At 70.9% G+C, this 11,135-nt stretch carries 9 protein-coding genes; 6 read left to right on the top strand and 3 right to left on the bottom strand.

Annotated elements, in window-relative coordinates; translation table 11 throughout:
- Window positions 1-313: 313 nt before the first annotated feature.
- The 5 genes from L3Q65_RS22135 to proB all read left to right on the top strand — a co-directional run bounded on the left by L3Q65_RS22135 (window position 314) and on the right by proB (window position 7,039).
- Window positions 314-3,508: a translation initiation factor IF-2 N-terminal domain-containing protein gene (locus tag L3Q65_RS22135; RefSeq protein WP_237600698.1), complete on the top strand. Its 3,195-nt coding sequence runs from the start codon at window positions 314-316 to the stop codon at window positions 3,506-3,508.
- Window positions 3,509-3,669: 161 nt separating this feature from the next.
- A complete protein-coding gene (rplU, locus tag L3Q65_RS22130) occupies window positions 3,670-3,984 on the top strand; it encodes a 50S ribosomal protein L21 (RefSeq protein ID WP_182894342.1) in 315 nt (104 codons plus the stop codon).
- A 48-nt stretch (window positions 3,985-4,032) separates the two neighbouring features.
- A complete protein-coding gene (gene rpmA / locus L3Q65_RS22125; protein WP_009081082.1) occupies window positions 4,033-4,290 on the top strand; it encodes a 50S ribosomal protein L27 in 258 nt (85 codons plus the stop codon).
- A 119-nt stretch (window positions 4,291-4,409) separates the two neighbouring features.
- On the top strand, window positions 4,410-5,936 hold the full coding sequence (obgE, locus tag L3Q65_RS22120) for a GTPase ObgE (protein ID WP_182894156.1): 1,527 nt from the start codon (window positions 4,410-4,412) through the stop codon (window positions 5,934-5,936).
- Entirely contained in the window at window positions 5,933-7,039 is a 1,107-nt protein-coding gene (gene proB, locus L3Q65_RS22115; protein ID WP_182894157.1) for a glutamate 5-kinase, read from the top strand. The genes obgE and proB overlap by 4 nt, the downstream gene beginning before the upstream one ends.
- Here the strand turns inward: proB and L3Q65_RS22110 are convergent.
- Window positions 7,036-7,659, bottom strand: a complete 624-nt coding sequence (locus tag L3Q65_RS22110; RefSeq protein WP_237600697.1) for a TetR/AcrR family transcriptional regulator — start codon at window positions 7,657-7,659, stop codon at window positions 7,036-7,038. The genes proB and L3Q65_RS22110 overlap by 4 nt on opposite strands.
- A gap of 85 nt (window positions 7,660-7,744) precedes the next feature.
- Between L3Q65_RS22110 and L3Q65_RS22105 the strand changes: the two genes are divergently transcribed.
- A complete protein-coding gene (locus tag L3Q65_RS22105; RefSeq protein ID WP_220508001.1) occupies window positions 7,745-8,995 on the top strand; it encodes an NAD(P)/FAD-dependent oxidoreductase in 1,251 nt (416 codons plus the stop codon).
- Between the two features lie 2 nt (window positions 8,996-8,997).
- Here L3Q65_RS22105 and L3Q65_RS22100 read toward each other — a convergent pair whose 3' ends face one another.
- Window positions 8,998-9,474: a hypothetical protein gene (locus L3Q65_RS22100; protein WP_182894160.1), complete on the bottom strand. Its 477-nt coding sequence runs from the start codon at window positions 9,472-9,474 to the stop codon at window positions 8,998-9,000.
- Between the two features lie 28 nt (window positions 9,475-9,502).
- Window positions 9,503-11,128 (bottom strand): AMP-binding protein, encoded by a 1,626-nt coding sequence (locus L3Q65_RS22095; protein ID WP_237600696.1) that lies wholly within the window; start codon window positions 11,126-11,128, stop codon window positions 9,503-9,505.
- Window positions 11,129-11,135: the final 7 nt, after the last annotated feature.

Below are 11,135 nucleotides of genomic sequence, written 5' to 3'. Positions count from 1 at the left end.
CGCTGCGCCGACGGGCATCCCGCCCGCGTCGTGGGCGGCCCGGAGGAGTGCCGGACCGGCACCACGCGCGTCGCCCCCGGGAGGCCGGGCCAAGGTCGATGTCGTGGCGGGTGGCCCGGGGGTCGCGAGCAGGCCGGCACCCCGCCGAGCAGACCAGGAACCGAGCGGCCGCCGACCCGGCGGACCGCACGGCTGCCAGCAGGATTCCCGCCGCTGGTCACCACCACGGCGGGCACGGAACAGAAAGGGCCCCTGCGCGGCCGCGTCACCACCGGTGCGAACCGGCTGACGCGCCCGGGGGCGGAGGAGACATATGTCGAACGCGGACACACCCGCCGATCAGACCGGCGGGAATACCGTCGCACCCACGACCAGCAGGCTGGGCGAGCTGCCGCCGCGCATCCGCGTGCACGCGCTGGCCAAGCTGCTCGGCCTGAGCAGCCGCGACCTGCTCGGCAAGCTCGCCGAGCTGGGGGAGAGCCCCCGCAGCGCCCAGTCGAGCGTGACCAAGGAGGTCGCGCACCGCGTCGCGGTCATCCTCGACGCGGAGGCCGCCGGCGAGACCGGCGACGCCGCTCCGGCCGCGGAGACCGCCGACGCCGCCGAGCAGGCCACGGCCGCGGCCGAGCCGGAGGCAGCCGGAAACGACGCCGCCGAGCAGACCGCCGCGGCCCAGGACAGCGAGCAAGCCCCGGAAGCCGCCCAGGGCGCCGCCGCGCAGACCCCCGAATCCCCGGAAGCCGCCGCGCCGCCCGCAGCCGCCGCCCCGGCGCCGGCTGCGGACACCGCGTCGGAAACCCCCGCCGAGCAGGCGTCCACGGCCGAACCGGCCCGCCCGTCCGCCGCCGACACCGCCGAACCGGAAGCCGCTCAGGAATCCGGCGAGAAGCGCACCCGCACCCGGCGCGCCCGCCGGGCCGTCGCGCCCGCGATCCCGGCCGAGCAGCAGGAAACCGAGCAGGCCACCCCGGCCCGCGGCCCGGTGCACGTGCCGGTCTTCGCCGCGCCCTCGCCGGTGTTCCTGCCGCCCGAGCCCGCGCAGCAGACGCGGAGCAAGCCCGAGCCGGTGTTCGGCGTCGGCGAGGCTCCCGCGCAGGCCGAGCGTCCGGGCCGGTCCGAGCGCGCCGCCGACACCGCCGAGGAAGAAACCCCCGACGAGACCCGCGACGAGCGGTCCGACGAGGACGGCGACGACGCGGGCGGCCGTCGCCGGCGCCGCCGCGGCCGTCGCGGCCGCGGCCGGGGCAAGGGCGGCGACGAGGCCCAGAACGAGAACGAGGACGAAACCTCCGAGGGCCAGCACGACCAGCAGGCCAAGGACGCCAAGGACGCCAAGGACAAGACCGAGAAGCCGGACGAGTCCGGCGACGCCGAGGCGGAGTCCGACGACGACGCCGAGTCCGACAGCGGCAGCAAGCGCCGCCGCCGTCGCCGCCGTCGCAAGGGCGGGGACGACGACGGGGCCGAGACCACCGGCGCCGACGACCCGCCGAACACCGTCACGCACGTCCGCCAGGCCAAGGCCGCCGAGGCCGAGCGCCCGGCGCGCGACGAGGTGCGCAGCGTCCGCGGTTCCACGCGGCTGGAGGCCAAGCGCCAGCGCCGCCGCGACGGCCGCGAGGCGGGCCGCCGCCGCGCCCCGATCCTGTCCGAGGCCGAGTTCCTCGCCCGCCGCGAGTCGGTCGACCGCACCATGGTCGTCGCCGAGAAGGGCGATTCCACGCAGATCGCCGTGCTCGAGGACGGCGTGCTGGTCGAGCACTTCGTGACGTCGTCGGGCACCGGCTCGATCGTCGGCAACGTCTACCTCGGCCGCGTCCAGAACGTGCTGCCCAGCATGGAGGCCGCGTTCATCGACATCGGCCGCGGCCGCAACGCGGTGCTCTACGCGGGCGAGGTCGACTGGGACGCCGCGGGCCTGGAAGGCAAGGCGCGCAAGATCGAGCAGGCGCTGTCCACCGGCGACAGCGTGCTGGTGCAGGTCACCAAGGACCCGGTCGGGCACAAGGGCGCCCGGCTGACCACGCAGATCTCGCTGCCCGGCCGCTTCCTCGTCTACGTCCCCGCGGGCGGGGCCACCGGCATCTCCCGCAAGCTGCCGGAGAACGAGCGGCGCAGGCTCAAGGACATCCTCAAGCGGATCGTCCCGGAGGACGCGGGCGTCATCATCCGCACCGCCTCGGAGGGCATCAGCGAGGAGGAGCTCGACCGGGACGTCCAGCGGCTCAAGGCGCAGTGGGACGTCATCAAGGAGAAGGCCTCGGCCGGGTCCGCCAAGAAGGGCGGCGCCCCGACCATGCTGTACGAGGAGCCGGACCTGCTGGTGAAGGTCGTGCGCGACCTGTTCACCGAGGACTTCGCGAAGCTGGAGGTCCAGGGCTCGACGGCGTGGGAGACCATCCACGGCTACGTGCAGCACGTCGCGCCCGACCTGACCGACCGGCTCAAGCGCTACACCGGCACCGGTGACGCCTTCGCCGAGCACCGGATCGACGAGCAGATCACGAAGGCGCTCGACCGCAAGGTCTGGCTGCCCTCGGGCGGCTACCTGGTCATCGACCGCACCGAGGCGATGACTGTGATCGACGTCAACACCGGCAAGTTCACCGGCTCGGGCGGCAACCTCGAGGAGACGGTGACCCGCAACAACCTGGAGTCGGCGGAGGAGATCGTCCGCCAGCTGCGGCTGCGGGACATCGGCGGCATCATCGTCATCGACTTCATCGACATGGTGCTCGAATCCAACCGCGAGCTGGTGCTGCGCAGGCTCACCGAATGCCTCGGCCGCGACCGCACGCGCCACCAGGTGGCCGAGGTCACGTCGCTGGGCCTGGTGCAGATGACGCGCAAGAAGATCGGCACCGGGCTGCTCGAGGCGTTCTCCACGCCGTGCGAGCACTGCAAGGGCCGCGGCGTCGTCGTGTCCACCGAACCGCAGCGCACCGGCGGCGGAGGCAACGGGAACGGCCACAACGGCGGCAACGGGCACAACGGCCACAGCCACGGCGGCGGCGACACCAAGAGCTCGCGGCGCTCCCGCGGCCGCGGCAAGGGCGAGGAGCAGCAGCACCACGAGCCCAAGCCGGAGCAGTCCGCCCCGGCCCCGACTCCGGAACAGCGCGAGTCGGTCGTGTCGGCGGTGCAGGCCATGGCCAACGCGTCCAAGGCCAAGCACGAGCACCACGCTCCGGAAGCCGCGGCGGACGCCGCCGAGGCCGTGAAACCGGCGGAGCCGGAAACGGCCGAGCAGGCCGCCGCGCCGGAAAAGACCGAAGACAAGACGGAGGCCCCGGCCCCCGTCCAGCAGCCGGAAGCGAAGCAGCCGGAGCCCGCGGCCAGCCAGGCCGCGCCGGAGGCGGAAGCCCCGAAGGAGCCCGCCGAGGCGGCCTCCGAAGAAGAACCCGAGGTCGATGTCCCGGCCCCGGCCGTGCGCAGCACCCGGCGCCGTCCGCGCCGCGCCGCTTCGCGTCCGGCAGGGCCGCCGGTGAAGGCTTCGGACCAGAGTTGATCCACCACGGGTACCCCGGGTGCAGCAGCGCCCGGGGCCTCCCGTAACCTGTAGTACGGCTCATCGCAAGCATGAGCCGCTGCGCGAGCACCTGGACCGCCCCCGGGCGGGCCGGCCGCGCCAGCCCCCTAACCCATTGTCGAGTAATGCAGGAGACTTCCGTGTCGGCGTACGCGATCGTCAAGACCGGTGGCAAGCAGTACAAGGTTGCCGTCGGCGACGTCGTCGAGGTCGAGAAGCTCGAGGGCGAGCCGGGCACCGAGCACACCTTCACCGCCGTGCTGTTCGTGGACGGTGGCGAGGTCACCACGGACGCCGACGCGTTGGCGAAGGTCTCGGTCACCGGCAAGGTCGTCGAGCAGACCAAGGGTCCGAAGATCCGGATCCACAAGTTCAAGAACAAGACCGGCTACCACAAGCGCCAGGGTCACCGGCAGAAGCTGACCCGCGTCGAGGTCACCGGCATCTCCAAGTAGTCCTCCGGATCTTCGCAACACACACTTTTCCCAGAAGGGGCTTGAGCGATGGCTCACAAGAAGGGTGCGTCCAGCTCCCGCAACGGTCGTGATTCGAACGCCCAGCGACTGGGTGTCAAGCGCTTCGGCGGCCAGGAGGTGAACGCGGGCGAGATCCTGATCCGCCAGCGGGGCACCAAGTTCCACCCCGGCGTGAACGTCGGCCGTGGCGGCGACGACACGCTGTTCGCGCTCGCCGCCGGTGCGGTCGAGTTCGGCTCGAAGCGCGGCCGCAAGACGGTCAACATCGTGCCAGTCGAGGCCTGATCTTCGGTCTCGACAGCGTCAGAACCTCCAAGCGAGGGGTGGGACCGGAATAACTCCGGCACCACCCCTCGTTTGTTTTTGTCCGGATACTTTTTTCGCACGTGAAGTGAGGCAAACCCATGGCGTCCCGGTTCGTGGACCGCGCGGTCATCCATCTGACCGCCGGGGACGGGGGAAACGGCTGTGCCTCGGTGCACCGCGAAAAGTTCAAGCCGCTCGGCGGCCCGGACGGCGGCAACGGCGGCAACGGCGGTGACGTCACCCTCGTCGTCGACGCCAACGTGCACACCCTTCTCGACTTCCACTTCCGCCCGCACGCCCGCGCCGGCAACGGCAAGATGGGCATGGGCAGCAACCGCAACGGGGCCCAGGGCGAGGGCTTGGAGATGAAGGTCCCGCCGGGCACCGTCGTGTTCACCGAGGACGGCGAGCTCGTCGCGGACCTCACCAACCCGGGCACCCGGTTCGTCGCCGCACAGGGCGGCCGAGGCGGGCTCGGCAACGCCGCGCTCGCGTCGAAGGCCCGCAAGGCGCCGGGTTTCGCGCTGCTCGGCGAGCCCGGCGAGAGCCGCAACCTCGTGCTGGAGCTGCGTTCGGTCGCCGACGTCGGCCTGCTCGGCTTCCCGTCCGCGGGCAAGTCGTCGCTGATTTCCGTGCTGTCCGCGGCCAAGCCGAAGATCGCCGACTACCCGTTCACCACGCTCGTGCCGAACCTCGGCGTCATCACCGCCGGGTCGTCGGTGTTCACGATGGCCGACGTGCCGGGCCTGATCCCGGGCGCGTCCGAGGGCCGCGGGCTCGGACTGGACTTCCTGCGCCACATCGAACGCTGCGCCGTGCTGGTGCACGTGGTCGACTGCGCGACGCTGGAGCCCGGCCGCGATCCGCTGTCCGATGTGGACGCTCTCGAGGAGGAGCTGGCCCGCTACACGCCGGGGCTCGGCGGCAAGCTCGAGGAACGTCCGCGCGTGGTGGTGCTGAACAAGATCGACATCCCGGAAGCGGCCGAGCTGGCCGAGTTCGTGCGCCCCGACCTGGAGGCGCGCGGGCTGCGCGTGTTCGAGGTGTCGACCGCGTCGCGCAAGGGCCTCAAGGAGCTGAGCTTCGCGCTGGCGGAGGTCGTCGAGGCCTACCGCGAGGCGCAGCCGGTGCTGGAGCCGGAGAAGATCGTGCTGCACCCGCTGGCGATCGATGACAGCGGGTTCACCGTCGAGCGCGATCCGGAGGAAGAAGGCGGGTTCATCGTCCGCGGCTCGCGCCCGGAGCGGTGGATCCGGCAGACGAACTTCGCCAACGACGAGGCCGTCGGCTACCTCGCGGACCGGCTCAACCGGCTCGGCGTCGAGGAAGCGCTCGCGAAGAACGGCGCGCGTCCGGGCAGCCCGGTCACCATCGGCGACATCCAGTTCGAATGGCAGCCCTCGACCCCGGGCGTCGCGGTGCATCTTTCCGGCCGCGGCACGGACGTCCGGCTGGAGCGCAACGACCGCGTCAGCGCGTCCGACCGCAAGGAAGCCCGCCGGATCCGCCGCGACGGCACCGGCGAGGACGAGGACCTGGTCGAAGAAGAGGAAACGACCCCGTCCATCGACGCCGAGCTGGACGACGTGTGGGACGACGAGGAGCAGGCGGAGCGCGACCGGTGAGCGGCACGCGCCACGAGATCGCGGAAGCCCGCCGGCTGGTCGTCAAAGTCGGTTCTTCGGCGCTGACCACCGCGGGCAGCGGGCTCGACGTGGCTCGCCTCGACGCGCTCGTCGACGCCATCGCGGACCGCGTGGCCCGCGACGCGCAGATCGTCCTCGTGTCCTCGGGCGCGATCGGCGCCGGGCTGGCGCCGTTGAAGCTGGGCAAGCGCCCGCGTGACCTGGCTACCCAGCAGGCCGCGGCGAGCGTCGGACAACTCGCGCTCGCGCACGCGTACGCGGAATCGTTCGGCCGCTACTCCCTGACGGTCGGCCAAGTGCTGCTCACTTCCGACGATGTCGTCCGCCGCTCGCACTACCGCAACGCGCAGCGCACGTTCTCCCGGTTGCTCGCGCTCGGCGCGGTGCCGGTCGTGAACGAGAACGACACCGTTGCCACGCAAGAGATCCGCTTCGGCGACAACGACCGGCTCGCCGCACTCGTGGCACACCTCGTCGGCGCCGACGCGCTGGTCCTGCTGTCCGATGTGGACGGTCTGTACGACGGCGACCCGCGCGACGGCGCGACCCGCAAGATCACCGAGGTGCGCGGCGAGTCCGATGTGGAGGGCATCGCGGTCGGAATGTCGTCCTCGGGCCTCGGCACCGGCGGCATGGTCTCGAAACTTTCCGCCGCACGCACCGCGGCCGGCGCCGGAATCCCGGTGCTGCTGGCCGCAGCCGCCGACGCCGGCGACGCGCTGCGCGAGGCGAACGTCGGCACCGCGTTCGCGCCCGCCGACACCCGCCTGTCCGCCCGCCGATTCTGGCTCGGGTACGCCGCCGACACCTCCGGCCGGCTCCGCCTGGACGACGGCGCTGTGCGGGCGATCCTGCGCCGCCGGTCGCTGCTGGCGGCCGGGATCACCGGTTTGGACGGCGATTTCGAGGCCGGTGACGTGGTCGATCTGGTGGATGCGGCGGATGTCCCGGTGGCGCGTGGTGTGGTCGGGTTCGACGCGGGGGAGTTGCCCGCGTTGATCGGGCGGTCGAGCCACGAGGTCCCGGTGGAGCACCGCCGGGAGGTCGTGCACGCGGACGACCTCGTTCCGCTGCGCCGCTAAGCCCCCGAGAGATACCGAGCCACGCGAGCCAGTTGCTCCGCGTAGTACTCCACAAAGGATTCCGACGACGGATCCTCCCCGGTGAGCGCCTCCGCGATCCGGGGCAGCGACGTCGGCGCGCTCGCCGCCGCCATCAGCATCAGCAGCAACGTCTTCGGGTCCACATCGGACGGGAAGTCGCCCGCTTCCTGCCGCGCCCGCATGTACTTGAGCTGGCCCCGCAAAAACTCGCGCTGCGACTCCGCCCCCGCCTCGCTCGGGGCGCCCTCGGCCATGTTCTCCCGCAGGAACAACCGGGCCTGGTCTTGGTCGGAGAGGCCGCTCCTGGCGAAATCCGCGACCACGTCCGCGAGCGGACGGTCCGCCGTGGTCATCGCGGAGAACCCGGCGAACGGTTCGCTCGCGACCTCCGCGTACAGGCCTTCCTTGCCGCCGAAGTAGTACGAGATCAGCTGTTTGTTCACTCCGGCGCGCTGCGCGATGTCGCTGACCCGCGCGGCCGCGTACCCCTTGCTGCCGAACTCGGCCTTGGCCGCCTCGAAAATGCGGGCCTTCGTGCGTTCGGGATCGCGCTGGCGCTCACCGGGGCGCGGCGCGCGGCGCGGGGTGGTCTCGGACACCTGCGCAGCCTAACCGACGCATTAATCATCTCTATGGTTGACACAATCATCCATCCGGATAATTATGGAGGCCGACCGAGAGGGGATGACCGTGAAGAAGATCAAGGTGGCGGTGGTGGGCGGCGGTACCGGCGGGTTGTGCCTGGCGCACGGCCTGTCGCGGGCCGGAGTCGAGGTGGCGGTGTACGAGCGCAGCCGCACCCGGACCGAGCGCTTGCAGGGCTACCGCGTGCACATCGCGCCGATGGGTTCCGCCGCGCTGCACGAATGCCTCCCGCCGAAGGCGTGGGAGCAGTTCCTGGCCACGACGGGGGTAAGCGAGGGGACGTTCGGCTTCGTCACCGAGAAGATGCGCGAGCTGGCGGCCTTCGACGCTCCGCCCAGCTCGGACGCGACCGCCGCGCACCATTCGGTCAGCCGGATTTCGATGCACCAGGTGCTGTCGTCCGGACTGGACGGAATCCTCTGGTACGACAAGGAATTCATGCGTTACGAGACCGATTCGAAGGGGGTCGGCCTGCACTTCGCGGACGGCACCACTGCCGAGGCGGACCTGGTCGTCGGCGCGGACGGCGCGAGCTCCCGGGTCCGTGCGCAATTGTTGCCGCACGCGAAGCGCGTGGACACCGGAATCCGTACCGTCATCGGCAAATTCCCGCTGACCGAAGAGTCCCGCACGCAGCTTCCGAAGCGGCTCGCGACGGCCCCGACACTCGTGCTGCCCCCGCCGGGCTGCGGAATGTTCACCGCGCCGCACGAGTTTCCGTCGGCTTCGGTCAATGACGAGACCGCGGCCGTCGACCCCGTGCTGTTCGACAACACCGCCAGTTACGTGATGTGGTCCTACGGCGCGAAGGCCGCACACTTCCCGGCCGACCTCGCCGAATTGGACGCTCCCGCGCTTCGTTCACTGATCCTGGGCCGGATCCGCGACTGGCATCCCGCGTTCGGCCGGCTGGTGCGGGATTCGCCGGACGGCACGGTGAGCATGCTGCCGATCCGCACGTCGGTGCCGGTCCGCGACTGGGAGACCGGCCCGGTCACCCTGCTCGGCGACGCCGTGCACAGCATGACCCCGTTCCGCGGCATCGGCGCGAACATCGCCCTGCGCGACGCGCAAGTGTTGTGCCGCAACCTTTCCCGCGGTGGCGATGTGACCGCTGCGGTTGCCGACTACGAGCGGCGGATGCGGAAGTACGCGTACCCGCAAGTGCGTGGTTCGCTGCGCAGCGCCGAGCAGTTCGTGACCGAGAGCCGGTTCAGCCGCGGGATGACGCGCGCGTCGATGACCGCACTGGGGGCGGGTCTTTCGCTGCGGAGGAAGCTGCGCGGCTGACCTCAGCCCGCGCCGTACCAGCGCCCGCCCGGCGGCATGGCGTATTCCTTGTACAGCAGAGCGGCCAGGGCTTGCCAGCCGGTTTCGTCCGCGGGGTACGTCTGGCCGCCTGGTGCGATCAGCACGGCCTGGCCGCTCGCGTCGGCGACCAGCGAGATCGGCACGCGGAACTCGTCGTAGTCGTGCCGCACCAGCCAGCGCCACCCGATCGTGAACCGGCGGCGCGCGGACACCGGATAACGCACGTCGACGTCGGAGACGCCGGTGCTGACGGTCGTCCACAGCGGAGTGACGCGGAGTCCGGCGAGATGCACGAGCTGAGGTTTCTTGCCCTCCGGTTCGAAACGGTAGTACGGCCGCTTGCACCACCGCTCCCAGCGCAGCCGCCGTCGTTCGCGGCGGATCGGGCCGTGCAGCCGGGACAGCGCTTCCTCCACCAGGACGAGGGCGCGGGCGTAGTCGGGATCGGTGCGGGACACGAGATTCTCCCCTCTCTCGCGCCCGAAGCTACTGAGCCGGCCGGGGACCGGTCCCGCTCTCCGTTTCGACCAGCGACCGGAGCTGGAACTTCTGGATCTTGCCGCTGGCGGTGCGGGGGAGTTCCGGAAACAGTTCCACCCGCTCCGGCCAGTACTGCTTGGCGACGCCCTTCTCGGAGAGAAAACCGCGCAGCTTCTCCAGATCCAGGTGAGTGCCGGGTTTCAGCACCAGGCAGGCGCACGCGCGTTCCTGAAGCCGCGGATCGGGGACCGCGACCACGGCGACCGCCTCGACGTCCGGGTATTCGCAAAGGACGTTCTCCACATACGCGACCGGGATGTTCTCGCCGCCGCGGATGATCACGTCCTTGGTGCGACCGGCGATGCGGAGGTAGCCGTCGGCGTCGATCGTCGCGAGGTCGCCGGTGTCGAACCAATCGCCGGTGAAACTCTCGCGGGCCAGTTCGAGCCGTTCGGCGTAACCGACGAACAGGAACGGCCCCGCGACCTGCAACCTGCCCTCGGTGCCCGGTGGCAATTCGGTCCCGTCCGCGCCGACGATCCGGATCCGCATTCCAGGCCACGGATAGCCGTCGGTGTCGATCAGCTTGTCGTCCGGATCGCCCGGGACGCCGAGCGTGACCAGCGCGTCCTCGCTCTGGCCCCAGCCGCCGAGCACGACGAGACCGGGAAGTTTCTGCCGTGCCTGCCGCACGAGCGCACGGGGGATCGGTGCGCCCATGCAGCAGAACCGTTGCAGGGAACTGAGATCGTGGGCGGCGAGATTCGGCGCGGACAGCAGGTCGTGCAGGAACGGCGTGGCGGCGGAGGTGTAGGTGATGCCGTACTCGGCGACCAGTTCCACGAACCGTGCGGCATCCCATACGTCCTGCAGCACGCAGGTCGCGCCGTTCTGCACGCCGAGCCTTGCGCCGTAAAGGAAACCGGTGAGATGCGCGAGCGTCGACGCCATGTGCAGGACGCTGTCTGAGGTGATGCCGAGCCGGCCAGGGAGCGGATTGTTCGCGGCGACGGCGGTGTTGTGCGTGTGCATCACGCCCTTGGGCTCGCCGGTGGTGCCGGAGGTGAAGATCAGCAGGGTGACGTCGTTGGGATCAGGCCGCCACGTCGGCCGCTCCCGGCGCTCTTCCCAGGGCGTCGCGGCGAACTCGTCCCAGGAGGACCCGACTACCAGCACGTGCTCCAGCTCCGGCCACTGCGGACGGAGCCGCTCCGCCATCGCCGGATAGTCGAAACCGCGGAATTCCCGCGGCACCACCAGGATTTTCGACTTCGCGAGCGCGACCATGAAGCCGACCTCGCGGTCCCGGTAGATCGGGATGAGCGGATTGCTGACCGCGCCGATCCGGCTCGCCGCGTAGTGCACGACGATCCATTCGATCCGGTTCGGCAGCTGGAACGACACGACGTCGCCGGGCCGGACGCCCAGCTCCAGCAGCCCGAGCGCGCACCGGTCGACCTCGCGCTTGAGCTGGCTGAAGGTGACGCTGCGCTGCGAATCGACGAACGCGGTCTTGTCCGGCGTGGCCGCCGCGGCGTCGTCGAGGTAGTCGGTGATGGTGCGGTTCACCCAGTACCCGGCGCGGGTGTGGGCTTCGATCGTCTCGTCGTTGAGGATCGTCGCGAACGGCATGACGGGC

This window comes from Amycolatopsis sp. FU40 (assembly GCF_021903635.1).
GTDB classification, from domain to species: domain Bacteria; phylum Actinomycetota; class Actinomycetes; order Mycobacteriales; family Pseudonocardiaceae; genus Amycolatopsis; species Amycolatopsis dendrobii.
This window is presented reverse-complemented; position numbering and strand designations above follow the sequence as displayed.

What these genes read in the sequence shown, in the direction of transcription:
- L3Q65_RS22095 (WP_237600696.1), bottom strand. Translation starts at nt 11,128, where the DNA reads ATGCCGTTCGCGACGATCCTCAACGACGAGACGATCGAAGCCCACACC.
- obgE (WP_182894156.1), top strand. Translation starts at nt 4,410, where the DNA reads ATGGCGTCCCGGTTCGTGGACCGCGCGGTCATCCATCTGACCGCCGGG.
- L3Q65_RS22135 (WP_237600698.1), top strand. Translation starts at nt 314, where the DNA reads ATGTCGAACGCGGACACACCCGCCGATCAGACCGGCGGGAATACCGTC.
- rpmA (WP_009081082.1), top strand. Translation starts at nt 4,033, where the DNA reads ATGGCTCACAAGAAGGGTGCGTCCAGCTCCCGCAACGGTCGTGATTCG.
- L3Q65_RS22105 (WP_220508001.1), top strand. Translation starts at nt 7,745, where the DNA reads ATGACCGTGAAGAAGATCAAGGTGGCGGTGGTGGGCGGCGGTACCGGC.